Source organism: Paenibacillus sp. FSL R7-0340 (assembly GCF_038002205.1).
Lineage (GTDB): Bacteria > Bacillota > Bacilli > Paenibacillales > Paenibacillaceae > Paenibacillus > Paenibacillus polymyxa_B.
This window is the reverse complement of the sequence record NZ_JBBOBY010000001.1, coordinates 144,949-171,408: the sequence shown is the minus strand read 5'-3', so window position 1 is coordinate 171,408 and position 26,460 is coordinate 144,949. Positions and strand designations below refer to the sequence as shown.

Annotated in this window: 26 protein-coding genes; 4 read left to right on the top strand and 22 right to left on the bottom strand. The window is 48.1% G+C overall.

The features are described from left to right. Nucleotides 1-125: 125 nt before the first annotated feature. Nucleotides 126-986 (bottom strand): DNA-binding protein, encoded by an 861-nt coding sequence (locus MKX59_RS00735; RefSeq protein WP_076264608.1) that lies wholly within the window; start codon nucleotides 984-986, stop codon nucleotides 126-128. A gap of 165 nt (nucleotides 987-1,151) precedes the next feature. Between MKX59_RS00735 and MKX59_RS00730 the strand changes: the two genes are divergently transcribed. Continuing rightward, nucleotides 1,152-1,499, top strand: coding sequence for a helix-turn-helix domain-containing protein (locus tag MKX59_RS00730; protein ID WP_023991113.1), 348 nt, complete (start codon nucleotides 1,152-1,154; stop codon nucleotides 1,497-1,499). A 59-nt stretch (nucleotides 1,500-1,558) separates the two neighbouring features. Beyond that, nucleotides 1,559-1,903, top strand: coding sequence for a helix-turn-helix domain-containing protein (locus tag MKX59_RS00725; protein ID WP_076264609.1), 345 nt, complete (start codon nucleotides 1,559-1,561; stop codon nucleotides 1,901-1,903). An 82-nt stretch (nucleotides 1,904-1,985) separates the two neighbouring features. On the opposite strand, the gene MKX59_RS00720 is transcribed toward MKX59_RS00725, so the two are convergent. From MKX59_RS00720 to MKX59_RS00705, 4 genes are all read right to left on the bottom strand, one after another. After that, a complete protein-coding gene (locus tag MKX59_RS00720) occupies nucleotides 1,986-2,474 on the bottom strand; it encodes a DinB family protein (RefSeq protein WP_340857315.1) in 489 nt (162 codons plus the stop codon). A gap of 28 nt (nucleotides 2,475-2,502) precedes the next feature. Then, nucleotides 2,503-3,438 carry an AraC family transcriptional regulator gene (locus MKX59_RS00715; RefSeq protein ID WP_068939288.1) on the bottom strand — a complete coding sequence of 312 codons (936 nt, stop codon included), beginning with the start codon at nucleotides 3,436-3,438 and terminating at the stop codon, nucleotides 2,503-2,505. 121 nt (nucleotides 3,439-3,559) lie between these two features. After that, a complete protein-coding gene (locus MKX59_RS00710; protein ID WP_007433184.1) occupies nucleotides 3,560-3,727 on the bottom strand; it encodes a CxxH/CxxC protein in 168 nt (55 codons plus the stop codon). A gap of 105 nt (nucleotides 3,728-3,832) precedes the next feature. After that, nucleotides 3,833-4,597, bottom strand: a complete 765-nt coding sequence (locus tag MKX59_RS00705) for a class I SAM-dependent methyltransferase (protein WP_340857314.1) — start codon at nucleotides 4,595-4,597, stop codon at nucleotides 3,833-3,835. 233 nt (nucleotides 4,598-4,830) lie between these two features. Between MKX59_RS00705 and MKX59_RS00700 the strand changes: the two genes are divergently transcribed. Further along, nucleotides 4,831-6,552, top strand: a complete 1,722-nt coding sequence (locus tag MKX59_RS00700) for a cellulase family glycosylhydrolase (RefSeq protein WP_028540966.1) — start codon at nucleotides 4,831-4,833, stop codon at nucleotides 6,550-6,552. 87 nt (nucleotides 6,553-6,639) lie between these two features. Here MKX59_RS00700 and MKX59_RS00695 read toward each other — a convergent pair whose 3' ends face one another. Further along, nucleotides 6,640-7,875, bottom strand: coding sequence for a S1C family serine protease (locus MKX59_RS00695; RefSeq protein WP_023991119.1), 1,236 nt, complete (start codon nucleotides 7,873-7,875; stop codon nucleotides 6,640-6,642). 503 nt (nucleotides 7,876-8,378) lie between these two features. Between MKX59_RS00695 and MKX59_RS00690 the strand changes: the two genes are divergently transcribed. Then, the gene (locus tag MKX59_RS00690; protein WP_007433188.1) at nucleotides 8,379-8,585 is read left to right on the top strand and encodes a hypothetical protein; all 207 of its coding nucleotides are present in this window, start codon (nucleotides 8,379-8,381) and stop codon (nucleotides 8,583-8,585) included. Here the strand turns inward: MKX59_RS00690 and MKX59_RS00685 are convergent. The 16 genes from MKX59_RS00685 to MKX59_RS00610 form a co-directional block, all read right to left on the bottom strand. After that, nucleotides 8,554-9,360: an MBL fold metallo-hydrolase gene (locus tag MKX59_RS00685; protein WP_053326502.1), complete on the bottom strand. Its 807-nt coding sequence runs from the start codon at nucleotides 9,358-9,360 to the stop codon at nucleotides 8,554-8,556. The two genes, MKX59_RS00690 and MKX59_RS00685, sit on opposite strands and share 32 nt — an antisense overlap. A 6-nt stretch (nucleotides 9,361-9,366) precedes the next feature. After that, nucleotides 9,367-10,131: a two-component system regulatory protein YycI gene (gene yycI, locus MKX59_RS00680; protein ID WP_069080188.1), complete on the bottom strand. Its 765-nt coding sequence runs from the start codon at nucleotides 10,129-10,131 to the stop codon at nucleotides 9,367-9,369. Between the two features lie 18 nt (nucleotides 10,132-10,149). Next, the gene (locus MKX59_RS00675) at nucleotides 10,150-11,490 is read right to left on the bottom strand and encodes a YycH family regulatory protein (RefSeq protein ID WP_340857313.1); all 1,341 of its coding nucleotides are present in this window, start codon (nucleotides 11,488-11,490) and stop codon (nucleotides 10,150-10,152) included. Then, nucleotides 11,487-13,241, bottom strand: coding sequence for a cell wall metabolism sensor histidine kinase WalK (gene walK / locus MKX59_RS00670; RefSeq protein WP_371915913.1), 1,755 nt, complete (start codon nucleotides 13,239-13,241; stop codon nucleotides 11,487-11,489). The genes MKX59_RS00675 and walK overlap by 4 nt, the downstream gene beginning before the upstream one ends. A gap of 71 nt (nucleotides 13,242-13,312) precedes the next feature. After that, the gene (yycF, locus tag MKX59_RS00665) at nucleotides 13,313-14,044 is read right to left on the bottom strand and encodes a response regulator YycF (protein WP_025723159.1); all 732 of its coding nucleotides are present in this window, start codon (nucleotides 14,042-14,044) and stop codon (nucleotides 13,313-13,315) included. A gap of 232 nt (nucleotides 14,045-14,276) precedes the next feature. Then, a complete protein-coding gene (locus MKX59_RS00660; RefSeq protein WP_023991125.1) occupies nucleotides 14,277-15,800 on the bottom strand; it encodes a M23 family metallopeptidase in 1,524 nt (507 codons plus the stop codon). 323 nt (nucleotides 15,801-16,123) lie between these two features. After that, nucleotides 16,124-16,780: a hypothetical protein gene (locus tag MKX59_RS00655; protein WP_023991126.1), complete on the bottom strand. Its 657-nt coding sequence runs from the start codon at nucleotides 16,778-16,780 to the stop codon at nucleotides 16,124-16,126. Between the two features lie 147 nt (nucleotides 16,781-16,927). Further along, nucleotides 16,928-17,644 (bottom strand): GntR family transcriptional regulator, encoded by a 717-nt coding sequence (locus MKX59_RS00650; protein WP_053326505.1) that lies wholly within the window; start codon nucleotides 17,642-17,644, stop codon nucleotides 16,928-16,930. A 27-nt stretch (nucleotides 17,645-17,671) separates the two neighbouring features. Then, the gene (locus MKX59_RS00645) at nucleotides 17,672-18,679 is read right to left on the bottom strand and encodes a CehA/McbA family metallohydrolase (protein ID WP_076295145.1); all 1,008 of its coding nucleotides are present in this window, start codon (nucleotides 18,677-18,679) and stop codon (nucleotides 17,672-17,674) included. Continuing rightward, nucleotides 18,672-19,139 carry a hypothetical protein gene (locus MKX59_RS00640; RefSeq protein ID WP_076295144.1) on the bottom strand — a complete coding sequence of 156 codons (468 nt, stop codon included), beginning with the start codon at nucleotides 19,137-19,139 and terminating at the stop codon, nucleotides 18,672-18,674. The genes MKX59_RS00645 and MKX59_RS00640 overlap by 8 nt, the downstream gene beginning before the upstream one ends. Further along, complete coding sequence (locus tag MKX59_RS00635) at nucleotides 19,136-20,650, bottom strand: hypothetical protein (protein ID WP_053326507.1); 1,515 nt, start codon at nucleotides 20,648-20,650, stop codon at nucleotides 19,136-19,138. The genes MKX59_RS00640 and MKX59_RS00635 overlap by 4 nt, the downstream gene beginning before the upstream one ends. A 31-nt stretch (nucleotides 20,651-20,681) precedes the next feature. Further along, nucleotides 20,682-21,524, bottom strand: a complete 843-nt coding sequence (locus MKX59_RS00630; protein ID WP_076295142.1) for an ABC transporter permease — start codon at nucleotides 21,522-21,524, stop codon at nucleotides 20,682-20,684. Nucleotides 21,525-21,526: 2 nt separating this feature from the next. Then, nucleotides 21,527-22,696, bottom strand: a complete 1,170-nt coding sequence (locus tag MKX59_RS00625; protein ID WP_340857308.1) for an extracellular solute-binding protein — start codon at nucleotides 22,694-22,696, stop codon at nucleotides 21,527-21,529. A 98-nt stretch (nucleotides 22,697-22,794) separates the two neighbouring features. Beyond that, the gene (locus MKX59_RS00620; RefSeq protein ID WP_034095133.1) at nucleotides 22,795-23,826 is read right to left on the bottom strand and encodes an ABC transporter ATP-binding protein; all 1,032 of its coding nucleotides are present in this window, start codon (nucleotides 23,824-23,826) and stop codon (nucleotides 22,795-22,797) included. A 53-nt stretch (nucleotides 23,827-23,879) separates the two neighbouring features. After that, the gene (locus tag MKX59_RS00615; protein ID WP_023991134.1) at nucleotides 23,880-24,704 is read right to left on the bottom strand and encodes an ABC transporter permease; all 825 of its coding nucleotides are present in this window, start codon (nucleotides 24,702-24,704) and stop codon (nucleotides 23,880-23,882) included. A 203-nt stretch (nucleotides 24,705-24,907) separates the two neighbouring features. Next, nucleotides 24,908-26,194, bottom strand: coding sequence for an adenylosuccinate synthase (locus tag MKX59_RS00610; RefSeq protein ID WP_025723148.1), 1,287 nt, complete (start codon nucleotides 26,192-26,194; stop codon nucleotides 24,908-24,910). Nucleotides 26,195-26,460: the final 266 nt, after the last annotated feature.

The following is a 26,460-nucleotide window of genomic DNA, read 5'->3' as shown; positions in this document are numbered from 1 at the left end:
GATAATGTAAAATCGCATTTACGATCCCTAACATGAAAAAATACCTTTAACATAGTTATTTTAGCACCTGATGCGCCTCTTACCTATCTATTTCCTCTCCACTACGAGCCTATTCCCTGTTCAGGTCATAGCGGATTATCCATTACGCTCTTCACAATGAAATGCCTATCCGTTTCGTATTCATCAAGACTCTGCATTAGCATCTGTCGATATTGGCTGATTTGTTCCGCTGTCGCTGACTCCCGTAATGATTCAAACAATGCTGTACATTTCTTGAAATTACGATCGTTACCCGACTGATCGGCTAGTTGCATCGCCCGCACAGTAAGTCCCACTGCATCCTGTAATCTATCGTACTCCCGATAGTACAAAGCCAAGTGATAGCAGTAGCTATAATAGTAAGATATGTTCTCTGCGTCTTCATAACTCCCGAATTCATCAATCTGCTCTGCAAACGTATGTAAAATATCCCCTACATCCAAATGATACATAAGCGCTGCCTGTAATATGGTATTCAGCCCCGGTAATATTTCCTCTAGATTATCCTGCAAAAAGGCTACGTATTCCTCGACAAGCTCTATATTTCCAGACAAAATATCTACTGCATATAAATTAGTTTTGGCTAAAAACCTGAATTCCTCGACAACCTGAATGTCTTCTTCCTCTAAATCCTCCATCCACCCCAGCTCAGCATACTTATAGATGCACTCCCTTGCCTGCTCATATGCACCCTGGTTCTGGTGAGCCATTCCACACATCAGGTGACTGAAACCAAAATAGTATATCAACGGACGTTCTAAATTGACATGCGGGATGGATAATTTCATTGCTTTATGATACTGCCGTTCTTCATAGATACGCTGTACACATTGGTACAAAATATCCGCCGTCTCCATCACCTTTTTCCAATTTTCAAAAGCCACAGCCATCTCTAACATTTCAACAATGATGTCCGGTTTAAGTGATTTCAGGATAGAAGTTCTCAAGAGTAGCCCCTCCTTGTATTTCCATTCATAACCAATTGTATAGAAAGTGAAAAAGGAGGTCAATATAAATAGTACTTAAAAGTACAGTTTTATATGTATTTATTTTGTATAAGATGGTCTGTAACGATATTCTCTCCTCTTCTAACCTTAAGTGGAGGTGATTACATGAGTTTACCAGAAAGTGTCGGAAACCGAATACGGGAGCTAAGAAAAGCTAAAGGATGGACACAGGAACAACTGGCAGAAGCAGCAGGACTTCATTACAGTTACATTGGTGGAGTAGAACGTGGAGATCGAAATATTTCATTGGAGACGTTGGAAAAAATAATTCTAGCATTAAACGTTCCAGCCTTTGAACTTTTTCAATTCGATGAAAATACGGATCGAAAACAGATCATAAATGAACTTATGTTACTCATAAATTCAAGAGAAACAACAGAGCTCGAAATTCTTACTACTATAACAAAAAATATTGTTGCTTTAGTTGAGTTACAACAAAAAAGAATTGAATAATTCTTTTCTACCTGACTTTTACACTTCATCTTCCATAAGCTTGTTATGAGGTGGTTAATATGACAAAATTACGGAATTCGGTTGGAGAAAGAATTAGAACGATTCGGAAGGCTAAGGGACTAACACAGCAACAACTTGCGGAACTTTCAGGATTAGATGATGCATATATTGGATCGGTAGAGCGTGGCGAAAGAAACTTTTCGATTGATACCTTGGAGAAAGTGTTAACTGCCTTAAACGTGTCTATCAGTGAATTAATGTTTTCCAAAGAACATATGACTGAAGACGAAACTATTCGGCAAGAGGCGATAGATGAGTTTGTTGCGTTGACCAGCAGATTGAATGAGGAGCAAATCGGCATTCTCAGACGGGTTAGTAAAGAAGTTTCACGTGCGTTTGAGTAAGGCCATATCATCTCAGAAAAGCTTAATTACAACCAAAAAAGAGCACCGCACAGGTGCCCTCCATAAATCTTCACAAAAATACTCAAGCGTACAACATAGAAAAGCTCACTTCATGTCCCAGTTGCTTTAGATAATTATAAATCTGCGAACGATGATGGAATACATGGGTCACGGTCTCAATCTGCCATTGGACCTGCAAATGTCCATGCTCCATATAGAAAGCTTTCGTCGAACGGTTCAGATAATCGTCTTCGCTAAGCGAAAGAATGTAAGCCTTATAAGCCTCGAAGTTTTCCCTGAAAGCCGCAGCTAAGCGCTCGGGATCTTCCACCCCGGACAGGCTGGTTTCAATGCTTCCCACTTCACCCTCAGACTTCTCCTGCATTATCGCAAGATCCGAAGCAGGAATAAGCACAAAGTGATGCACTAACTCCAGCAGCGAACGGAAATTATCCTGTGGACGAAAGCTCCAATCCTCTGGACGTATTTTACGGATTAAGGCTTCCCCTGTCCGTACTCCGGTCTCCAGCTCATTCAGCAAATGATCGCGAACTTGCAGTGTTCCACTCATATTCACATCTCTCCTTTGCCATTCTTATTCATATTTTGAGTATAGCCGAAGCCTCTGGGCGTGTATTGTAAAAATCGGACAACTTCCGTAAATCCTTAGCCGCGGTAAGCGGGGAATCTCCATAAAACCTGCGAAAATCACGGATTAGATGCGCTTGATCGAAAAAGCTGTGCTTCAATGCCAGCTCCGTCCAATCCAGACCCCCGCCGCCTTTGATACTGTGCAGAACGCTCTGGAAGCGGACGACTTCACTGAACTTTTTGGGGCTGATTCCGATCCACTGCCCAAACTTGCGGTTAAGCTGTCTTTCACTGATCGCCTCACACTCCGCAAGCTCCTTAACCCCCACACTCCCGCCGCTCACAAAGATGCGATGCAGCAAGTTTTTCATCAGGTCACAATCGCTTATCCTACGGCGCAGCAGAAGCTGGTTAAGATACTCATCCATTATGCGCACCCGTTCATTGAAATTCTGCGCTTCCATAATGCGCTCACCTATCACAGCGATGCTTTCGGGCCAGAGATCTTCCAAGCGATAATTACCACCTGTAAACAAATGAGTCGGCATACCGTGAAAATAATGTGCCCCACCGGGAAAAAATCGCACCGCAAAAATGCGTGTCTCGGACCCTGCTTGTCTGGCAGACACAAACGGTTGCGTAAATGTCCCACAGTACGAGAGTTCCTGACGCTTACTCACCGGGTCGTATTCAAATAGAATATCCGTACAGCCGTCAGGTAATACCCGCTCCATGGTTTCTTCATGCGGCAAGCTTAACAAAGCGGTGTCTTCGCACGAAGCTGCTAGATTCTCTTCTACCACCCTATTAGCCGGACCGGACTCCCAATAACAGGCCACGTAAGCTTTTAGCACAGCAGACGGCTTTTGTTCGATATAATACGTGGAGAGATCACTTCCATTGACTTGAAGCGGACGAAATAGTGAATGCAGCAAAGGGTCCATCCATCGTTCACTCCTGTCTCAGTACGTGGTGGGAATAAATATAGCTCTATGTATGGGGTATTTTTGCAAAAATTCTGGTATACAAAAAGGACGTTTCTGCCCGAAACGCCCGTGCTTGTTTTTAGACGACCAAAAACTCTGCTTTGTTCTCACATTCCTTGCACTTCACTGGAGGGTCCCAATCCGAAAATTTCGTTTCCTTGAGATCGACGACATCCGGTGCATCCTCGTATTCATCGACGAACATATCAATTGCCAGTTCCACATGCTCTTTACATACCACGTACATTCCAATTGCATCCCTTTCTGTTTGAAGCTCTTCCTGTTGTAAGTGTGCCAAAACTGCCTTCTTTTGTTCTACCACACTTGACGCGGAAAGGAAAGGGCTTGCTTTTTACCCCAAACGTCTGGTTGTAAAAATAAGAAAATTAGTGACATTAAGGTCCTCGTGAAAATGGGGATATTTCTCCAACATTTCGGCAGAAGGCTTGGGTTCGATCATCCCTTCCAACAGCAAACCCGCCTCAATAATGGTCTGTACATAGCTGCTCAGCGTACGGTGAAAGTACAAAATTTTTTCTTCCTGATCATAAGGGATCGCTTGCTCCAATGGGCCTTCGTTGAAATATTGATCCACTTTCCAATACAGCTTTTTTCCAGTCTCATCCTTCACCCAACCACTCTGCGGCGTCTGAAAGCACGGATGCAGAATAGAAAAAATAAAGCGGCCCCCTGGAACTAATAATCGCTGCATTTCGGCAATCGCCTGCTCATAATGGGCCAAGTCCTGTATGACCATATTGGACACGATCAGATCAAAGCTCTGGTCCCCGAACATCTCCAGCTTTTCCAGATTGCCATGGTGATATGTAATTCCCAACGCTGACGGCGTCCGCTCTTTGGCTAGCCTCAGCATCTCTGTCGAGTAATCGACAGCCTCTACCAACGCACCCGCCCTGGCCATTTTACGGCTTAGATAGCCTTCGCCACAGCCGGCATCCAGCACTTTTTTGCCCCCGAGAGGTCCCATACAGGCTTGTAATGCCGGGTTTAGCAGTACTTCGCGAGATCGATCTCCTTCCTCCGTGTACTTGGCAGTAAAGTTTCCTGCATGCATATCCCAGCGTCGAATGGCCTCTTCCGTGTCCCACTTATTCATATTCATCTCCTTCTTTCTTTTGTATTTACAAATCCGATGCTATACTACAATCCACGTAGGGCCATAGATTCTACACTCATTTCTGTATTTTTTCAATAATAACGCTTACAAAATTAAAATATCTAATTAACACATGATTTTTACATGAATTATACAGGTATTCCATATTCAAATAGTGTGGTAGTGTTTTATTGGAAAGCGCTTTCAAAAATAACTTTGTAAAGGGGCCTGTTATGTTAAAACGAAGACCCGTTTCATTGCTGTCGTTGACGCTTGCCATTACCCTGTTGTTATCTACGTTCGCATCCGTTGCCGCTGCTGCCGAATCTGACGGACAAGCACCACAAGCTGCGGCTGCGAGCAGCATGCAATCGTATGTGGAAGCCATGCAGCCTGGATGGAATTTAGGAAATTCTCTGGATGCTGTGGGGGCGGATGAGACAGCCTGGGGCAATCCGCGCATTACCCAGGCGTTGATCCAGCAAATTGCCGCCCAAGGATACAAAAGTATTCGTATTCCCGTCACCTGGGATAAGCACATTGGAGCAGCACCAAACTATACCGTTGAGTCTGCCTACATGAACCGTGTGGAAGAGGTTGTTCGCTGGGCACTGGATGCTAATCTGTACGTCATGATCAATGTCCATCATGATTCATGGACGTGGGTAAGCAATATGGAGCCCAAACATGATGAGGTGCTGGCTCGCTATAACGCATTATGGACACAAATTGCCCCACGCTTTAAAGACCAGCCTAACAAGCTGATGTTCGAAAGTATTAACGAACCCCGTTTCTCCGAAGGAGGGACTACGGATGAAGCGAAAATGAATCAGATGCTCCAAGAACTGAATGTATCCTTCCACAAAATTGTCCGCGCCTCTGGCGGTAAGAATGCCACTCGTCCCCTTGTTCTGCCTGGCTTGGACACCTCACCTGCTCAGGCCAAAATCAACGAGCTGTACAACACGATAACCAAGCTGAATGATCCCAATCTGATTGCCACCGTCCACTATTATGGTTATTGGCCTTTCAGTGTAAATATTGCGGGCCATACTACTTTTGATAAAGATACTAAAAACGATATCATCCAAACCTTTGATAACGTCTATAACACCTTTGTAGCCAAAGGTATTCCGGTTATTGTAGGTGAATTCGGTCTACTCGGCTTCGATAAAAATACAGGCGTTATTGAACAAGGCGAAAAGCTGAAATTCTTCGAGTATTTAACCTATTACATGAAAGAGAAGAAAATAACAGGTATGCTCTGGGATAATGGCCAGCATTTTAACCGCACAACGTACAAATGGTCTGATCCTGAACTCTTTAATGTTATTAAAGCCAGTCTAAAAGGGCGTTCCTCCAATGCAGACCGTGATCTCATTCACTTGAAGAAAGGCACCTCTGCTCAGGACACCAAGGTCACCTTAAACCTGAATGGCAATCAGCTGAAAACACTCAGTGTGGGCAGTAAGCAACTAACACAGAGCACCGACTATACGCTGAGCGGAGATACATTAACCTTAAAAGCCAGCTTGCTCACCAGCCTGACCACTTCCGGTAAATATGGGGAGAATGCCGTCATTACCGCTAAGTTTAACAAGGGGGCAGACTGGAACTTCAAAGTAGTCGTGTATGATACCCCAAAATTAAGCGCTGTCGAAGGGACTACACAAGCCTTTACCATTCCAACAGAATTCCACGGTAGCCAGCTCGCCACGATGGAAGCCGTTTATACCAATGGTGGCAATGCCGGTCCACAGGATTGGACGCCTTATAAAGAGTTTGGCAATACTTTTGCCCCTGCCTATGATGCCAATGGCATCAAGCTGCTACCTGAATTTTTTAATAGTGTAAAAGATGGTGAAGTCACGCTGAAGTTCCATTTTTGGAGCGGCGATGTGGTGACATACAAGATCACCAAGAGCGGAACCCGTGTAACGGGAACGACATCCTAATCAAAGGCTCAGCAGAAGATCGAAAAAAGGCGTTCCCGGAAATGAGCCGGTGAACGCCTTTTTTTATAGTTAAGCCTATAAGTTACCTTAGCCTTCCGGCTTATCTGTTAATTTTAACATCACCGTTTCTTCCTTGCCTGCCCGGTAAAAAGTAACTTTCAGCTCATCGCCAATCTTCTTGTTATCGTACAAGTAGCGACGTAAATCAAGGGTAGAGTTAATCGGTTCGCTATCAAACGCTGTAATGACATCGTTCAGCTTCAAGCCACCCTCCTTGGCAGGACCATGGGCCTCCAGAACGACTGCCCCATTTTTCACGCTGTCCGGCAACTTGAGCTCCTTGCGCTGAGTTTCATCCAGCGGTGCATATTCATTGTTGAGGTCCACCGTGTATACCCCCAGATAAGGGCGGGTGATCTTGCCGTCCTCAACCAGTTCATTCACCGTCTTCATTACCTCATTGGCGGGAATGGCGAAACCAAGTCCCTCAACACCAGTATCAGCGATTTTCATCGTATTGATGCCAATCACACGTCCGTCCAGATCGACCAGCGCTCCGCCGCTGTTTCCCTCATTAATCGCCGCATCGGTCTGGATCACATGCTGCTCCCAGTCATATACGCCATCCTGGTTAATGGAAATCGGAATGATGCGATTCGTATAACTCACAATACCGGAGGTAAGCGTGTCTCCCAGGCCAAGCGGATTGCCAATAGCAATGACCGTCTCACCCAGACGAAGTTTACTGGAGTCGCCGATATCCGCTACCGTGCTAATGCCTTTATCGTCAACTGCGAGTACAGCGATATCACTAATGCGATCCTTTCCGATCAGCTTTGCCTCTTTTCTGACACCGTCTACCGTTACAATATCCAGATCATCTGATCCTTCGACCACATGGTTATTCGTCATAATGAAGGCTTTGCCCGAACTCACTCGGAAAATGACACCCGATCCAAGTGCGGATTGTTCCGTGCTTTTACCATCTTCCTCTTTCAGATTCACGATGCTGACGACGGCTGGGCGCACCTTGGCTGCCGCCTGCACAATCCGATCATACGGATCACCCGCTGCTTGCCGCAAGGGATAGTGACTGGCTCCGGTTACCGCCGTAGTGGAGGGCAGGCCTGTAATAAAGCTGAACAGAAGCACAGCAACCACTGCACTGACTGCACCGCTAATGACAGCAGCTTGCACCGGACTTACTCCACGCTTCCTGTGTGGCCAACGTCCACGTCCTCCACGGCGCGCCTTAAATGCCATTTTTTTAGCCGCACGTGTGGATACCTTTGTTGAATAAAAATCGTCCTCAAACAAGCCCATGCTAATCCTCTCCCCTTCGTTGTCATGCACCGACACTCACTAAAAAATTAGGGCTATTCGGGCTTGCGCCAACCTATGCTACAGAGAACCTGCTCCGTTGAACATCTCAAATGGATTGAATATCCCTTATCATCGGAATCCAGCAACCAATCGTTCCGGCCTACTTATTAATCACCACAAATGGTGCCTTCCTAAGCAACCGAATCTCATAAATTAGCATACACGCCGAATCTGACCCCGAATAGAGGAAAAAAGAGGAATGATTTCCAAACCAATGGACTACAATAGTAACAAGTCTTCTATTCTATTACAAAATGATCGTCTCATAGAGACGTTCTGGCCTGTTCCCGTCCGCTTAAAGCTGCCTATACTTTCGATGAGAGCCTTCCTTCAGAAGGCTTTCCGTTGTTAGCTTTATTGTATCACAGCACCCAACAAAACCACAGGCAGAACCAAGCTCATTGCACGCCATTTCTAAAATATTTTTACAGGAGGAATATATGATGAATTCACATCGTTCGGCTATGGATGAAGTTCGCATGGCTGCCAAGCTTGCGGATTTGAAAGACGAGCATTACCGCAATACACTGGCGCTAAGTACATTGATTGAACTACTGGTGGACAAAGGCGTAGTGACCCGTGAAGAGGTAGAACGCAAAGCCGCCGAGCTGGACAGCTTTATGACTCACTTACCTTATCCCAAGGTGTAGGACGATCATAGTACGTATCGCACAATCGAAATTCACTGTCCTTGTAAAAACAGCCGCGGTCTTCCATCGCCCCACGTACAGTCAACTTCGCAAGTTCCATCATATTGTGGTCGCGGCTCAAATGTGCCAAATACGTTCGCTTCGTACGTCCTGTCAATAGCTCGCTAAGAATCGCGCCCGCCATCTCATTGGATAAATGACCGATATCACTGAGAATACGGCGCTTGATGTTCCACGGATAACGACCCATACGCAGCATTTCCACATCATGATTAGACTCCAGCACCAATACATCCGCGTCTGATATCGCCTGTTTCACTTTGTCGCTGACATAGCCAAGATCGGTCGCTACACTGAGCTTCTCTGCCCCATCATAAAAGCTATATCCTACAGGCTCAGCCGCATCATGGGATATGCCAAAAGACTCCACGCGTAATGACTCAAATTCCCGCGTTGCGCCTGTCTCCAATATTCTGCGGTTATCGTCTGCAATTTGCCCAACAGCATTGCTGATGGCAAACCATGTCTTCTCGTTAGCATATATAGGTAAATTATATTTACGCGCCATGGCGCCTAGTCCTTTAACATGATCGGAATGCTCATGCGTGACCAAAATACCATCCAACTCTTCTCCGCTCAGATCGCGTTCTTTCAGCAATTCGTCAATACGCTTCGCGCTGAGACCTGCGTCGATGAGCAATGTCGTGTCTTCGTTCCGCACAACGGTAGCGTTGCCGGTCGAACCGCTCGACAGCACGGTAAATGAAATCCCCATATCTGTTCAAGACCCTTCTGTATGTTCTGTCTTTGGACTAATGACATCTCCGTTCATCTGCACATAGTACACACCTTTCCCGTTGTCCATCATAAACCGCCACACGGGGGCAGCCACCTGGCTATCGGAGTTAAAGGTCTGTCCGTAATAACCGAGCCGGATATCCTTCACAATCGAGTCGCGCGGCAAATAACCGTCAATCAGCCTTGCCAGTGCTTTGGACGCAGGCAGCATTTTCTTTGCCTCATCCGAAGGCTGGAGATCGACCTTAATTTTGCGATACCCTGTAATTTTCTGATTGCTGTAAAACAGAGCCAGCTTCACATTAAATAGCGGCCACTTGCCCTGAACCAACGGATGGAGCACAAAAGCATCTGCTTGTCCGGATGCCAACTCCTCCTGAACATCCAGCGGATCATACTGAAAGTTATCGATATCCTTGATTTGTGGCTCCAATGCCTCAACTAGCGCGTCATGGGTGAATACCAGTTTGCTGTCCACCGGCTTCACCAGCTGCACACGATCATCCTTTTCTCCACTATGAACGTATGTGTAAGAAAGTTTAGGCAGCTGCGGGGTATCACCGGGAATCGGAGCCAGCACCTGAATGCTTTTCTCTTCCATTAAACGCTGCGTATTTTCATCCAATGAAGTAAAATCCAAATTCGGCCCTGCCGTTTCCTGCGCATCATGCCACAATTGGTAACCCAATACCACATTGAGCAGCAAAAATGTACAAATCAATACGTTTTTGGCGCGGCTCCAATCCATTCCCGTTCCCCCTTCCTGTCACCTCTTTGTCTCCCGGTCTGGCTTCGTTTGTGTTGCGTTGGATGCTATCGTTACAGGAACAGCATGAATCTCAGCAACAGAACCGTCACTGAGCGTAACGCGCCACTCAGGAGAAAGCTTCAATCCATCATTAATCAGCTCCGGCTGATATACAGGAGTCAGTTCTCTAATCGTCTTCCCTTTGCCTACAGTCTCCAGTTGCTTTTTCAAGGGCTCGCCGCCCGGCAGCATAACCTTCTTTGAGGATTGTTCTCCTCCCTTGAGATACAGCAACGAACGTTCATAGACAGAAGCCGTTTCCTGCTGGATTTGCAGCGAAATCGTACCAAAGCGGAACGATGGTGTGTCCAGCACTGGATAAGCACCATAATACTGCTGAAACATCACAGTTGTACGATTTTCATCACTGCTCTTCAATTTCAGCTGATACGAAGCATCCCAACCACCATGCTGATTCACAAAATCAACCGCGGCCAGCACATCCCTAATCGGACTGCTTCCACCCGCCCCCGGCGCACTGGGATCGGTATAGCTCATCCATCGTTGCTCCTGCTTGATTTGCAGACTACGCTTGCTGTCCGTATAAATTTGGGAGCCGTCCTTTTCCTGAATATTGCGCGTAATCCCCGGATCGAAAAACAAATTCCGCTGCATTTGCTCCGTCGTAAACAACCCGGCATACACCACAGGCTGTGTAGTTTCCAGGTCATTCACGGGAATGTAGTACTGATTATCCACCAGCTCGTACAACGGGGCATTTTTACCGAAATTCACATGCTGCCGGATGTCCTCTACCGTCATATCGAACTGGTTCGCCTCATACACCACATCGCCTCTGGCACTGAAAAAGAGCGCGTGCGGCTTGGCATTCTTTTCATCTATATAGATCCAGATGCGGTTAATCGTCTCTCCCTGAAACACCGAATCCGGCGTCAGACGCATGACCCGCTCCAGTAATGAAACCGGGACCCCGCCTGAAAAAGATAATTCGATGCCTTCATTTTCGCTGCGAATCCGCGCCCAGTCTGCCGATTGAATACTTCGACGTTGAAAGTTGTTAAAGCTTCGGCTTTCCAGCCGTGTATAAATTAAATCGTAAAAAGTAACACCCGGATAAAAAACGGTATGCTTCTTCTCACCTTGGTGAATGAGCATTTTATCAGGAAACACGAGGTTCTCAATCTTTTTCTCCTGTCCCATGCTTTCGGTTTTGACATAGTTCGTTTCTGAAGTGAGTACAGAATCACTGCCCGGAAGGCGGTAAATCAAAAAATAAGTCTGTATCAGGCTGGAAGCAACCAGCAAAATAAGCGTCCAGGACTTCAAACGTTCCTTCACTGTGCTTCCCTCCCTTCACTCGACATGGGTAGCGTAAAGGTCGTACAGGTTCCCTGACCATATTCCGACTCCAGAAAAATCTGGCCCCCATGCGCCTTTACAATTTCCCGGGCAATCGAAAGTCCCAACCCCGTGCCGCCCATATTGCGCGATCTCGCCTTGTCTACACGATAAAACCGTTCAAAAATCCGGTCCAGATCTTTTTTGGGAATACCAATCCCGGTGTCCTGTACCGAAATGGATAGCATCCCCTCACTATTGCGGCGAGCTTCAATCCGAATACTCCCGCCATCTGGCGTATATTTCAGCGCATTGGACATCAGGTTGTCCAACACCTGCTCAATTTGGTCCCGGTCGATCACGACCTTACCGATTCCCTGCTCTACGAACATCCCTGAGCGAATGTGCTTTTGCTTCATTTGAAAAGAAAACCGATCTGCGACCTCGTCCAGCATCTCCATCACATCTGCAGGCTGCATCCGCAAAGGTGCCTCATTGGAATCGAGCCGTGACAGATGCAGCAAATCCGTAACCAACCGGATCATACGCTCTGTCTCGTTGCGGATCACGCCCACGAAACGCTCCGCGAGCTGCGGTTCAGCCATCGCGCCGTCATCCAGCGCCTCAGCATAGCTGCGGATGGTCGTCAACGGAGTGCGCAGCTCATGTGATACATTCGCTACGAATTCCCGCCGTGTCGTCTCCATCTCCTCCTGCTCCGTCACGTCTTGGAGTACGGCAATCGTTCCCGTAATGCCAAATTCCCGCCGATGAATCGGCGTGAATGTCACACGGATGACGATGGGTTCATCCTGACCGGCTGGCTCCAGCTGCAAGAGCGTGGAGGCCGAAGAGCCGCTATACAGGGCCTCGGTTTCCTCCGGGTCGATCCCCAGCAGTACCGCGATATGCCTGCCGGTCATTTCGTTTTCGTTTACGCCCAGCATGGCGCTGGCCCGACGGTTGACCAGAATGACCCGGCCATTGTCATCAGTAGCGACCACACCGTCGCTCATATTGGTCAAGATGGAGGAGAGCTTCTCCTTCTCCTCTTCATTTTGGGACAGCGCCTCACGCAGACGGCCTGTCATATAGTTAAAGGCCACGCTGAGCCTGCCGATCTCGTCATCACCAAATACAGGCATCTGCTGGTCGAATTTGCCCTCGGCAACCTCCGTTGCATGACGTGTCATCACCTTAATCGGGTGCGTAATCGTGTGGGCCAATACCACGCCCAGCACAGCCGTCAACGCGAGCGCAATGAGCATACCTGAAAGAAACACATTGTTAATGCGTTTCATCGTATCGTAGAGCTCGCTCATCGAAGCGGCGATGTACACCGCGCCGACAATCTTGCCTTGGCTGATAACAGGCTTGGCGACGACCTTCTTGCGGACATTATCCTCGTCCACCATGTATTCCTCGTTATCACGGATACCTTGGAGTGCGCGGCTGACCACTGTCTGCGTGTTTTTGCGTCCGACATAATCGGCGTGTGAACCCTGAGAAGTAATTAACACTTTACCGCTGGCATCCAGCACCTGAATTTCCGCGCCGCTGAAATCAAACAAATTATTCACGCGTGCACGCAGGCTTTCCACGCTGTCTTCTTCCATTTTGCCGTCACTGCCACTCAGATCCTGCTCCGCCAGCACGGACAGCATCTCCGCCCGTGCTTGCAAATCCTGCGTAAAATTACTCGTGAGAGAGTTCTTCATCGAGCTGACAAAGTAGACCCCAATCAGCTGCATAGCCACCAAGATAAGCAGCACATAGATAATAATCAGCTTTGCATGAATGGTACGAAAGAAAGACAGCCATCTCATGCCCGCAGGCCACCTTTGCCCCCGCTCACAATATATCCAAGACCACGGCGTGTCAGGATGGTCTCCGGCTTGCTCGGGTTCTCCTCAATCTTCTCGCGCAACCTCCGAATGGTCACATCCACTGTCCGCACATCCCCGTAGTATTCGAAGCCCCACACCGCCTGGAGTAAATGCTCCCGCGTCATGACTTTTCCGGCATTCTTCGCCATGTAGTGCAATAGCTCATACTCACGGTGCGTCAGGTCAAGCGGTGTTCCGTTTTTGTAAGCTGTATACATATCCGTATCAAAAAAGAGGTCGCCCACGCGCAGCCCCTGCTTATCCTCCTGCGGTCGGCTTTCCGACGCGCCTGCCCCGCCGCGTTGCTGTCTGCGCATCTGTGCCTTCACCCGTGCCAGCAATTCCCGTGTGCTGAACGGTTTTGTCACATAATCGTCCGCGCCCAGCTCCAGCCCCAGCACTTTGTCGATTTCGCCGTCCTTGGCGGTCAGCATAATAATCGGCGTCTGGAGCTGATGCCCACGTACCTCGCGGCATACGTCCATGCCATCCATGCCCGGTAGCATCAGATCCAGCAGAATCAGGTCAGGCTGCTGCTTGACCGCGATATCCACCGCGCTGATTCCATCGAAGGCGCAAATCACCTGGTAGCCCTCTTTTTCCAAATTAAATTTTAAAATATCAGCGATTGGCTGTTCATCATCCACTACCAGAATCGTTCCCTGCATATAGCGTTCACCTCTCTTCACGGATCATAATTTATAATTAACTTACGTTTGTCAGTACCTATAAGATGTTTATTCTATTCTATCATACCCGTAAGCCATTCCATTACTTCTCTAGACCCTTTTCTTTAAGCAGAAAAAAACCATGCCTGCACCTAATGTTAAGCATGCAGAAAAACATGGCCTTTCCCTTTGATTCTCATAAATCATGTAACTCTCGATATAAACATCCAATCTATCTTAAATACGTCATTGGATTGCGTGGCGTATTATCTTTACGAATTTCAAAATGCAGATGCGTTCCGGTCGAGCGTCCTGTGTTCCCCATGACTCCAATCGATTCGCCTTGCTGAACCACCTGTCCTACATGAACGCCAATGCTGCTCAAATGCCCGTACACGGTTTGGTAGCCGTTGCCATGATCGATCATAATAACATTGCCGTATCCATTCTGCTGACCTGCAAATGATACCACGCCTTCATCTGATGCGTGAATGTCAGCACTACCGACCAAGTCCACACCCTCATGCATACGTCCCCAACGTGCGCCAAAGCTACTCGACATCGATGCGCCGGACACCGGCCAAGCGAACTGTCCTGAGCCTTCTCCCACGACCTTCGTTCCTCTAAGAACCACCTCAGTAACAGACGGCTGCAGCACCTTTTGACCGAGCCATTCCTCTTGCACGACCTCACCGTTCTCCTTGGTCAAACGATAGTCCATCTCTTTAAGACCTGCTTGTCCCGGTCTGACCACTTTGGTAACTCCTGCCTTCAGTTCATCGCTCTGGCGAATCTCAACCTCAGGCTCGATGGCAATCTGTTCGACGACCTTCTCTACTGTTCGCACCGTAACCGGAGCCTTCGGAGCAGTAAGCTTCAATTCGTCCCCAATTTGCAAATACAGCTCACGCGAGCCAGGGTTGTTCTGCTTAATCTCCCAAGCGGTCATATTAAATTTAGTTGCAATCGACGACAAAGAATCGCCTTCTTGCACTGTATACGTGATAGGAGCCTCACGCCCCTCAGTCAACACTTTGACTGCTTCTGCCTCCGTCAGCACCTTGTTCGGGTCTGCTTTCACAGGCTCGTACGCGATTTTCTCACGGATACCGGCAGACTCCAGCCATGCTTTAGGGGTTTTAGTACTAGCACTCGCATGGCTGCTGCCCACGGATGTTTTGCGAACCAGCCCCTTGATGCCTGTAGATGTACCCTCACCCACAGGTGTGTACTTCTTCTGTACTTGTTTTAAAGCCGCTTGTGCAGTCGCTTTGTCCTTTACAATGCCAACCGTCTGACCGTTGACCTTCACTTCTACCCCTTTGGCATACGCTGTCAGCATACCGTCCAGCTTCTTCAGCGTGGCCGCGCTGTCGATATCCGCTTTATATGCCTTCTCAATGCCTGTCGTTACCGCGCTCGTATTGAGCACCATATCGACGCCGGGATACTTGTCCTTATATTGTTTGCTCTTCGTTGCGTACAGCTGTTTAAGTTGTTGCTCATTCAAGATATTCCCGACCTCGACGCCTTTTACATACACTTTATAATAAGGAACTGTGTTAGCCCCGACATACTGATTACTCGCAAAAATAAGACTGCCTGCAATCACCACACCGCCTGCCGTCCAGCTCAACCATTTTCTCCGACCGCTCCACCACTTTGCTATTTTCCCCGCTTCCACAGCAGGCTTGTCTGCAACGTTTGAGTCTGCATTCCTGCTGTCTGGTGAATCCTGCTCCCTCAAAACCTTCATGACTCTCTCCTTTTCAGCATATCTTATCTCTATATAAATGCGTTCGTTATTGGTCTTTCACATTATGAACCTAGCCTGTATTCACAAGCATCTATGATATTAGTCGCTATCTACCATTGCATAGTTGCGTAAAAGGTTTCAAAAATTTAACCTTTTCACAACACTGTTTACTTTAACATAGCCTTTACAAAGAATTCAACTACACTCCAATTCCTTCCTGACACGCAAAAAAATCCGCGCATGGCGCGGATTCTATAGTCCTATTTTGAGCATAAACATTTCCCATGAATTCATCGTTTATTATTCAAGATTTTGCAAAATACTCATTTAAGCAAATCCATCAGCTTGTTATATTCCTCTTTGGTCAAATACTTCGCAAGCACCTGCTGAATATCCTGAAGCTCCTGCTCGGTGAGACCGCCTTCCATCGCAGCTGATATTTTCTGCATCTCCTCCGGCGGCAGCTTATTCATCAGAATCGCAAAAATTTCCTGCTTCTGTGCCGCTGGTAAGTTGTTCTTCTTCTCCGTCAAATGGTCGGGCGTAATCACTAAATCATGGCCTTCAATACTCGTTTCGGGTGTAGCTGTACCTTCTGCCTGCTTCCGTGACTCGTTGCCTGATGTTCCGGCCGACGTGGCCCCCTCCTGAGATACCTTGCCATTGGCTACGCCACCAGCCTCACTCCCGCTTTCTTCTAAGCCCTGTCCCATGACAGGCAACGCATCATCAGGCGGTGTTACACTTCCCGAGCCACTTCCCGTCGTCTTGTTCTTCCCCGTGTTTGTGCTTTGGTCCGTACCCGCACTGCCTTTTAGCCAACCCAATCCCCATATGGGCTGATGATCGAGCTGAATGTTAAACTGCCGCAGCAGCGATTGAACATAAGCATTAACGACTACACCTGTCACTGCCAGCGTTAGTGCGCTAACCAACACCACCGTCATTCCTTTTTTGAGCAGCCATCCAAGCCACCTCATATCCCGTTACCTCCTTATACGCATCCTGCCATGTGTGTATCATCATGAAGTGCATATAGATCAGTATTGACGAGATATGACGATTTTTAACCCATGGAATATGTAAAACTAGCACAATTCAATAGAAGATGCCACATTCTGATTGAATCAGCGCGTACGACGCACCCAGAAACGGAAAATGTCACTGCGGACATAATCCAGAGAATACAGCACCTGCCTGTTCATTTCATCATAGTGAAGCTGCTTCAATAGTAATACCGTGGCGTGCGGATGCTTCAGCAGACGTGTCATATGTGCGTCGTCATAGTTTGGAACGGTAAGCTCGGAATACGCTCCGACGATTCGCACCCCCGCCTTGAACTCAAGACTCTGAAAAAGCGAGCCTGAAAAAGAGTCACCTTCCAGAATGGGACCGGCTAATTTCTCTGGCATCCAGTTTATAGAGTGGGCTACAGCCTCTCCGTTGGCAGTTCGTGTACGCTCTAGGGCAATCATGGGCTCATTTTCGGAAAATCTCATCTGTTCGGCAATATCAGGAGGGCAAACCGAAATTCTCTGAATGGATTCCAGCTGCTCGTCTTCCCGTAACCCTGCCGAACGAATCATGTCCCCGATGCTGTACAGGCGGTCCAGCGAGCTTGGAATACTCGGCAGCGGACAAGTAGCAAACGTGCCACTCCCGTGTTTTACTAGTAGCTTACCTTCCGATTCCAGTTGGCGAATAGCTCCCCTTAGCGTCGTACGCGAGACACGAAACGATTGGGAAAGTGCAGTTTCCGACGGCAGCCGATCCCCCGGACCCATTTGATTAACCTTCATATATTCTTCTATAAGCTGCTTTATGTTCTCTTGTTTTGTTGACACCGTCCGAAGCCCAGCCTTTCTATTGTGTTAAGCCATATAAATCGGATTCGTAAAAGCAATCATCATCACGCAGTCTTCCATGCAGCCGTAAAGCTCGGCTCTTATCCAGCCCTTTCCTAGCGGATCTTGCAATGACAGCGTATATTCTCCTGTGTGAGCAGGGACCTGGATCTCGGAGCATATTCCATGACTACTTGTCAGCAGAAGACGAAGATTCTGAGGCTTGAGGTTATAATGGGATGCTCTTGCTTCCACATCCAATTGAACCGTCACCGATAGTGAATCCTCTACAGTCAGCTCTATACATTCGCCGATGTGATAACGATTTTCTTTGCCCTTAATCTGTGCCCACATCGTCAGTAACGGTCCCATCGTAACTGACACTGAACCGTGGCGAATCGCATCAACTGCCCGGCCTGCTAAACCTTCTCGCTCTTCTGCTTCATCATGAACACCCAAATACGTAACAGCCGGAAGCGCATCATCTGGTTTAGATACATGCCAGTCCCGACCGCTTACCGCAGTGATGCGATACCCCTGATTCAACAAATCGGTCCACATGGCAAACGCCCGCTGGCTATCCCGCTTAATAGATGGCATAAGCGTTGACCAGACCTCTATATAATCCACCTCATGCCAATCCTGAATCGTGTATTCCCAAAAGCACCCCGTGCAGATCGGACTTCCGATCCTGAACGGATGGGCAATCCCTGCAATGCCTCCCTGCTCATGCACCTGCCGAATCCCCTCATGGATGTCATCTGGTCCCAGCACACGCCAGTCGATAAAGCGGTCAACCCCAAGCGTCAGCATGTGCCCGTAAAAGGTCGTCCACTCCATCCCTGAAATGATGGGGAGACCGAACTGCCGCTGAACCCGTTCCTGATCCGCAAGTGCCGATTGCGTGTTGTGATCCGTCATAGCGATACATTCAAGCCCGAGATTGGCTGCACTTTGGGCCAGCTCCTCCAGTGTTTGCTTGCCGTCGCTGTGAAGCGTATGGGTGTGAAGCTCAGCTGGAATCCATTTAAGCATATGCTGCTTCCTCCCCCAATACATGAATTTGGTAGGCAAGCGTCTCGGTCACAACGGCATGCAGACTGACCGTAATCCGCCACATGCCTGGCGGATGATCTCCTGCAAGGAATCCGGGGGAAGCCGCAGACGAACCGAGCCAATGCTCCTGCTGCATCTCGGGACGGTGCGCATTTCCGCGGTGACGGAGAGGATCATCGACAGACAGCGTTAATAAATTTTGCAGCGGTATATACTTCTTCCATAGATCGGATGAATGCCCCGGCTCGTCGTATCCGTATTTGCTCATGCTTTCCTCAATGATTTCTCGTGCTTGCTCTTGATCCTCCAATAACTTGGGCGTGTAAGAGAAGTGAATACGGATCGTTTCAGTCGGCTGTGGAATATGAAAAGAGTACGTAATATGGCTCTGGGTGCAGGTTCTGTCGACCGTTCCTTCCACATACAGTAGTCTGCTCATGACTCCCCATCCTGGCTAGACGGTTCATCCACAACATGTCTCACCATATCATTCACAGTATGTACTTCATCACCCGACATGTCTTTGTCTGCCGCCCACAAAACACCCACGGGTTGAAGCCGCGTCAGCTCAATCACCCGGTCTGTACGAATACCTGGAAACTGCGGGAGATTATCTTCGTTTAACGTAAAAGCACACAGTCCGACCACTTCCATGCTGTCCGCACCGCCTTCCAGCAATACGGCTCTGATTTCAGCTATATCCTCAAGCACAGCCTCTCCAGACAGCTTGATCGTGGTGGAAAAGTGTGACTCTGCCCCCTCATAAGCGGCTCTAAAATCCCCGAGTCTCAGATCATGATGGCACGATGAATACCACTGCTCCGAGCCGTGAAGACGAAGCTGAACATCGACACAGGCATCCTCCTCACGCCGATTGAAGCCAGGCTTGAACCCTGGAGACAATTCTCTGCCTGAATCCCGCAAGGGACGTTTTGAAGTCTGGATAAACACATAGCTACGCTGGTGTGCAAGTGTAATGGAAGACGCTTGTGATGGCATTTCCAGCTCCTGCTGACGTTCCATCTCCCACCCAGTGACCTGATAGGCAAAAGGAAAACGGCTCATGACAGCCTCACGCGGCTCTTCCTCTGGTTTCCAATGGAAAGCAGGCGGCAGCATAAAACGATAGTCCGATGAAATGTCATCCTTAAAGTTTCCGTTGGTTGTTGCGGATTGGAGAACAGGATGCCCGCCCAGATCATAATTGCCATTAAACGCAGTCGTAATATGATGTGCCCCCTGGAAAACAGCTTCCAGAACATTGCCCTCTGCATCTAGCTCGACGCGGTACATCCATTCGATATCGGTGGTTCTTCCCCATTTGCTCATAAGCAGCGGCGCGGGCGTTCCCTCATCTTCATGGCTGAACATCATCTGGTATTCGATGACCGTCTTCCCCTCGTTCACTTCTATGGAATAGAACAAAACAAGCGGTGTATCCGTAAAGCGATTCTCATAAGGATGTGACAGATTACGGCCATATAAAAGCGGGGTATGGCGATAAATCAGCGATCTTGGAGAGGAATCAGCCACGCAGCGCAGTTCAACCCCGTCGATCCATGCTCGAGATACAAGCGGAGCCGATTCCAGTTCGCGGAATTCGGCATAGACCTCATAATCGCCTTCTTTTAGATATCCCAACAAACGGGTGTACACTCCCTGACTGCTACCATAGTACAAAATGACATCTTGATTATAGGCTTCATTCAGGTAGAGACGTACGAAGGCAGATTCTCGATCTGTCGCAGCCCAGTCACTGTCTGATCTGGCGAACAGATCAAGCTCCGCGTATCCGTCTTCTGGCATGGAAAATGTAAACCGGAATCCGTTTCCCGGACTGAGCTCAACCTCCGCCTTGTGTAAGGCAATCCGATAACCGCAATCCAGCAGATCCTTTTCCCACACTCGCCCACTAAACCCGGTAATTTGCACCTCTGCTTGGCTGTTCATCCCTGTAACCTCCTTAGTGTATAACGGCGGTCTAGCTGGCATCCGCATCCTTCACCATTGTCCGAATATAAAAGTAGCCCATAAAAGAACACAGTAGAAACATAAACACTGCCATTGCGCTGGCCGTATGCGTCTCCTGATAGCTGGAAAACACCTGCTGCATCGCAACACCCAGCACTTGTGGTGAGTTGGCACCGATCAGGAAGGGAGCCGTAAAGCTTCCCATGATTCCCATGAAAATGAAGGTCACCGCAACCCACATCGTTTTGTAGGAAAGGGGTAAAATAAAGCGCCCAAACAGCTGCATCGTGCTGGCTCCGGCATCTCTGGCACTTTCGACGACAGCGTTTGGAATGCTGGCAAGTGCCGAGCTGAGCAGCATGGTTGCGAACGGAATGTTGAACCACAAATTAGCCAGCACCAGCCCTTTGTAGTCATAAATAATCCTCGGAATCGTCTCAATGCCAAGCGGCAGCAAAAGACGTGTAGCCCAACCGTGATTACCATACATAGTAATGATCGCATACGTTGCAATTACACCGGGAACAAACATCGGAATAAAATACAACCGACCTATCCACTTCACGACAACCCCTTTACCGAATCTCAGATAAACCGCCAAAGCATAGCTGATGACCAGAGTAAGGGCCGTCGAGACTAACGTGACATTAATGGTATACATGATATTTCTACGCATGGCAGGTTCCGTGAACAGCCGAATATAGTTGGCCAGACCGTAGCCCGTTCCATATTGATCAATCAAGCTTTCCTTTACGGCATAGAGAATCGGAATAATAACGACGACCAGCAAAATGAGAAAAGACGGGATGACCAGGGCAAGCCCCAGCATCCCCCTTTTGGACAATGAACTCATGATCAACCGCCCGCTACTTCACTTTGCCAGCGTTTGTAGATTTCCTGCTGAAGCTCTCCGCTGTTAAAGCTGCGGTATCCAGAAGATACACTGTTAAATTTCTCTTGCAGCTCCGTTGGCATCAGATTCCACTTAATCCCCGGATAGCCGTACATTTTATTAATAACCACCGTTTGCGCTTCGGGCGTCAGTATATAATTCAAGAATTCCTGAGTTGCTTCTTTTTTGGAGGAAAGCGAAGGAACCATCAGATAAGAGGGTCCACCTGTAAAGGCAGGGTCGATCTGTGTCAGCTTCACCGTGTCTGGAAGCAGCCCTTTAGCCAGTTGCTCGAGCGCCATATCAGACCAGGCTGGAACCATGTCAACCTCTCCACTTGCTAAAATATCAAGCGTGCCTTGGTTCTTCTTAGGATAGACTCCTTTTTGGTACATTGAAGGGCCCAGTTCCTTGAGCAGTGAGAAGCCTTGATCCCATTTCTTCATATTTGCCGGATCATCACTGTTCATCGCCTCTGGTGGAAGGAAATTATAGATAACCGTGTTCACAAACGAGCTGCCTGACCCACCAGTGGACGGATCATTATAGGCAAACTTACCCGGATGCTGACGAATCCACGTGTACAGCTCGTCGGCTGTTTTCGGAGGTGTTGCTACTTTTGCACTGTTATAGGCAAGGACAACCGAAGAGGCACGGTATGGAATGGCCTGATTGTTGACTTGCTTGAGATACGTTTCATCAACATTCTTCAAATTTGGAACCTTGGCAGCATCCACCGTTTCCCACAGTTTCTCGCCTACCCCTTTGGTGATGTCATCCAGACTGCCTTCGTACAGGTCGATATCTGCATCGGTTTGTCCGCTTTTCTTGGCTGCGATCAGACGATCCAGTGTAGATGCGCCTCCGGTCCCTGCTGGCAAATACACCAGTTTGACCTTAACGTGATCATTTTTAGCTTCAAAGTCCTTGATTAACGTTTCCCACAGCTCTTTGACGTTCAGGGACCCTCCAGTGTACAAGGAAATTTCCGTCGTTCCCGTAGCCGCTCCCGCTTTTGTAGACTTGGCTTCCCCTGTAGCCGTGGCGGCATTACCGCCGTTTCCACAGCCAGCCAACAACGATAAACTAAGTACCCCTGCCAAAACCAGACCCATATTCTTTTTCCCAAACACGTTGTTGCCTCCTTTAGATAGTTGCACAAGTTCGCAGCATCACCAGATGATGCGTTCGTGATGGACATTGATGCGATATAGAGGTTGATCGTGAATCTTCACTGTGCTGATGGAAAAGTAACAATTTTACTGAAGCTGAAGCTGATGTGCTCTCCACTGCGCAGCTCGGCCGCTCGTTCACGCGGCACAAACATTTTCAGATGATGGGTACCGCTATCCAGCGAAACTTCCGCATAATGCCCGAGAATCATCACTTGTCTGATCGTTCCGGCTAGAGAACCATTTTCTTCCGTCGTCAGAACAATATCCTCTGGTCTTACACCAACCATGGATTCACCTGTGTATTCATGCTCTTGTGCAAACGGTATTCCGCTCACAGAGACACTGCGACCTGTGCTCACCCCCTTTAATAAATTAATACGGCCAATAAAACCCGCTACAAAAAGTGACTGTGGCTTGTCATAAATCTCCTGCGGTGAAGAGAGCTGCTCAATTCGGCCCGCATTCATAACGACGATTCGGTCAGAAATAGACAGCGCCTCCTCCTGATCATGGGTGACGAACACCATCGTCATCCCTGTCTGGGTCTGGATATCGCGCAGCTCCTCTCTCATCTCCATGCGCAATTTGGCATCAAGCGCGGAAAAAGGCTCGTCCAGCAGCAATACATCAGGCTTTAGCAGCAAAGCCCGAGCGAGTGCTACCCGCTGCTGCTGACCGCCCGAGAGCTGTCCCGGCGTTTTACGCTCTGCGCTCTCTAGCCGAACCAGCGCTAGCGCTTCCTTCACCTGACGGTCAATTTCTGTCTTCTTCACCTTTCGAATCTTCAACCCGAAAGCCAGGTTGTCATACACGGTCATATGCGGCCACAAATTATAACTTTGGAACACCATAGCCGTCGGACGCTTTTCGGGCGGCAGTTTGAGTACGCTTTTACCCTGAATCTGAATGTCGCCACTGTCCGGGTCCAAAAAGCCGCCAATGGAGCGAAGCACGGTTGTTTTACCACAGCCGGAAGGTCCCAGCAGTGTCACCAGCTCTCCCTTCATCACGTCAAGTGAAATGCCTTTGACTCCGTCTCCTGTCTTGAAGCGCTTAGTTAACTCTTGAATGGATAATTGAATGGGCATTAGCTTAGGCTCCTTTTTCAGGATTTTGCAAACTCCTCTTTTGACCAATTACGTTATTTCACCTGAAATCCGCCTGCCAGTACATCCGCACTTACAAAACGCTTGGCTGCCAATAGCAGAATGATCGTTGGCAGGGTAAGAATGACAGAGAAAACAGCGCCCGTTGTGCTCGGATAATCAGCAATGATGGAATACATGATGACTGGCATTGTTTTATAGTCCGGTGTTCCGACAAGGAGTGTCCCCTGTGCTTCATCTAGTGAAGCAAGAAAGGTAAAGATGGAGGCGACCACAATGCCGGGCAGCGCCATAGGAAAGGTGATTTTCCAAAACACCCGAAATGGTCCGGCTCCGGCATCCCGCGCTGACTCCTCCTGTGCACGATGTACGCTGCGGAAGGCAGAGGAAGGAATCCAGGTCATATACATGAGCGTGTTTACCATATGGATAAGCACAATGCCTGCAAAGGTGTTCATCAACCCGAATTGGTAGAATAGTACGGCAATGGACACATACAAACCCATTTTCGGAAAAGCATGCGTAAGCAGGAATGAGAAAAGAAACCACTTACTGAGCGGGAAAGAAATTCGTGCAAAGGCATAAGCAGCAGGAATACATACGATAATGGAGCAGACCGTAACGGTAATCGCAATCAGGAAGGATAGGGAAATCGAGCTGAGTACATCATCCTGGGTAAGTACAAACTTCCACCATTCCAGTGACAAGCTCTGCGGGAGCGGTGCAGGATACTGCCATTTTCCCGAAACCGCCAAAAGGAGAAGATTGGTCAGAGGCCCTAGGAAAAAAATGACGAAAATGACAAGCACGATGAATTCCACAATTTTGCGTGTGCCGAGTGAGCGAAGATACCAGTTCATAATTCATCCCTCTCAAGACGTCTAGACGTCCGAATCTCTTTTCTATTTGGATTATAGAGAGGGTTTGTTATCACAAATCGACAAGGAAGATAAGATTATGTAAAGGGGAAGATACCATTTAACACTTCACAGAATAAAAAAAGAGAGAGGCTGCTAACAGCCTCTCTCTTTGAACGTGTATCAATAGCTATATCATTCTTGTCCTACAAATAAATCGGAAGCACCTGATTTGTTTGATCGCGATTACGCCCAACCGAGAAAATAGCAATTGGGATACCTGTCAGATCAGACACGCGTTGTACGTAATTGCGTGTAGTCTCAGGCAGTTCCTCCAGCGTTTTCACACCAGTGATGTCTTCGCTCCAACCTGGCATTTCTTCATATACCGCTTCGCATTCCGCCAGCATTTTTAGGCTAGCCGGATAATGCGTAATCACCTCACCGCGGTACTTGTAACCTGTACAAATTTTCACTGTTTTCAGGCCAGTCAATACATCCAGCGAGTTCAGGGAAAGACCCGTTAACCCACTGACACGACGGGCATGACGCACAACAACGCTGTCAAACCAGCCAACACGACGAGCACGACCTGTAACCGTACCGTACTCATGACCTGTTTCACGAATGTAATCGCCGACTTCATCGTTCAGCTCAGTTGGGAAGGGTCCATCACCTACACGAGTGGTGTACGATTTAGCCACACCGATGACTTGTTGAATCTTGGACGGGCCTACACCGGAACCAATACATACGCCGCCAGCCGACGGGTTGGAGGACGTAACGTACGGATACGTACCTTGGTCGATATCGAGCATAACGCCTTGCGCACCCTCGAACAGTACCTTTTGATTTGCGTCAATCGCATCATTCAACACGACAGACGTATCTCCTACATAAGGACGGATAAATTCAGCATACTCCAGATACTGTTTCAGTATTTCTTCTACGTCCAATGGCTCGCCGCCGTATACTTGTTCAATCACTTGATTTTTTTCTTTCGTTTGGTGGCGCAGCTTCTTTTCGAATTCCTCTGCATCCAGCAAATCAGCAATACGAATACCGTTACGTGCAGCTTTATCCATATAAGCAGGGCCGATCCCTTTACGGGTAGTACCAATTTTGTTAGGACCTTTGCGGTCTTCTTCCAGCACATCCAGCGTCATATGGTACGGCATAATCACATGTGCACGGTCACTAATGACCAGATTTTTTGTGGAAAAGCCATTATCATGAATGTAAGTAATTTCTTCAATAAGAGCGGCTGGATTTACTACCATGCCGTTGCCAATAACACACTTTTTATCTTCATAAAAAACGCCGGATGGAATCAGGCTCAGCTTGTACTTTTTACCGTCAATGAGAATCGTATGACCAGCATTGTTTCCGCCTTGGTAACGGGCCACCACTTCAGCGCTTTCCGCCAGATAGTCCGTGATTTTACCTTTGCCTTCGTCTCCCCATTGTGTTCCCACAACGACTACAGTTGACATGTTTCATTCCTCCGTGGAGTGCCCACAGACACTCTGATTTTGAGCTGACACACTACGCATATCCGACTTCAATCGCCTGAGCGAGCAGATATGGAGCGTTCTCGGACAGCAGGAAAAAACGTCCGTCGCAGACATTCCGTAGGTTCGGAAAGCCCCGGGCGTATTGTTCTCCCCACTGCGTTGAAGCAGCACTATAAGTGTAACAGCACCATTTTTTAAAGTCAAATAAAAAGCGAACATTATATTACATGAAAATAGTATTGTTC

Bases quoted from the DNA above. Each gene is read 5' to 3' on its own strand.
- MKX59_RS00730 (WP_023991113.1), top strand. From the start codon at position 1,152: ATGAGTTTACCAGAAAGTGTCGGAAACCGAATACGGGAGCTAAGAAAA.
- MKX59_RS00725 (WP_076264609.1), top strand. From the start codon at position 1,559: ATGACAAAATTACGGAATTCGGTTGGAGAAAGAATTAGAACGATTCGG.
- MKX59_RS00720 (WP_340857315.1), bottom strand. From the start codon at position 2,474: ATGAGTGGAACACTGCAAGTTCGCGATCATTTGCTGAATGAGCTGGAG.
- MKX59_RS00715 (WP_068939288.1), bottom strand. From the start codon at position 3,438: ATGGACCCTTTGCTGCATTCACTATTTCGTCCGCTTCAAGTCAATGGA.
- MKX59_RS00710 (WP_007433184.1), bottom strand. From the start codon at position 3,727: ATGTACGTGGTATGTAAAGAGCATGTGGAACTGGCAATTGATATGTTC.
- MKX59_RS00705 (WP_340857314.1), bottom strand. From the start codon at position 4,597: ATGAATAAGTGGGACACGGAAGAGGCCATTCGACGCTGGGATATGCAT.
- MKX59_RS00700 (WP_028540966.1), top strand. From the start codon at position 4,831: ATGTTAAAACGAAGACCCGTTTCATTGCTGTCGTTGACGCTTGCCATT.
- MKX59_RS00695 (WP_023991119.1), bottom strand. From the start codon at position 7,875: ATGGGCTTGTTTGAGGACGATTTTTATTCAACAAAGGTATCCACACGT.
- MKX59_RS00690 (WP_007433188.1), top strand. From the start codon at position 8,379: ATGAATTCACATCGTTCGGCTATGGATGAAGTTCGCATGGCTGCCAAG.
- MKX59_RS00685 (WP_053326502.1), bottom strand. From the start codon at position 9,360: ATGGGGATTTCATTTACCGTGCTGTCGAGCGGTTCGACCGGCAACGCT.
- yycI (WP_069080188.1), bottom strand. From the start codon at position 10,131: ATGGATTGGAGCCGCGCCAAAAACGTATTGATTTGTACATTTTTGCTG.
- walK (WP_371915913.1), bottom strand. From the start codon at position 13,241: ATGCAGCTGATTGGGGTCTACTTTGTCAGCTCGATGAAGAACTCTCTC.
- yycF (WP_025723159.1), bottom strand. From the start codon at position 14,044: ATGCAGGGAACGATTCTGGTAGTGGATGATGAACAGCCAATCGCTGAT.
- MKX59_RS00660 (WP_023991125.1), bottom strand. From the start codon at position 15,800: ATGAAGGTTTTGAGGGAGCAGGATTCACCAGACAGCAGGAATGCAGAC.
- MKX59_RS00655 (WP_023991126.1), bottom strand. From the start codon at position 16,780: ATGAGGTGGCTTGGATGGCTGCTCAAAAAAGGAATGACGGTGGTGTTG.
- MKX59_RS00645 (WP_076295145.1), bottom strand. From the start codon at position 18,679: ATGCTTAAATGGATTCCAGCTGAGCTTCACACCCATACGCTTCACAGC.
- MKX59_RS00640 (WP_076295144.1), bottom strand. From the start codon at position 19,139: ATGAGCAGACTACTGTATGTGGAAGGAACGGTCGACAGAACCTGCACC.
- MKX59_RS00635 (WP_053326507.1), bottom strand. From the start codon at position 20,650: ATGAACAGCCAAGCAGAGGTGCAAATTACCGGGTTTAGTGGGCGAGTG.
- MKX59_RS00630 (WP_076295142.1), bottom strand. From the start codon at position 21,524: ATGAGTTCATTGTCCAAAAGGGGGATGCTGGGGCTTGCCCTGGTCATC.
- MKX59_RS00620 (WP_034095133.1), bottom strand. From the start codon at position 23,826: ATGCCCATTCAATTATCCATTCAAGAGTTAACTAAGCGCTTCAAGACA.
- MKX59_RS00615 (WP_023991134.1), bottom strand. From the start codon at position 24,704: ATGAACTGGTATCTTCGCTCACTCGGCACACGCAAAATTGTGGAATTC.
- MKX59_RS00610 (WP_025723148.1), bottom strand. From the start codon at position 26,194: ATGTCAACTGTAGTCGTTGTGGGAACACAATGGGGAGACGAAGGCAAA.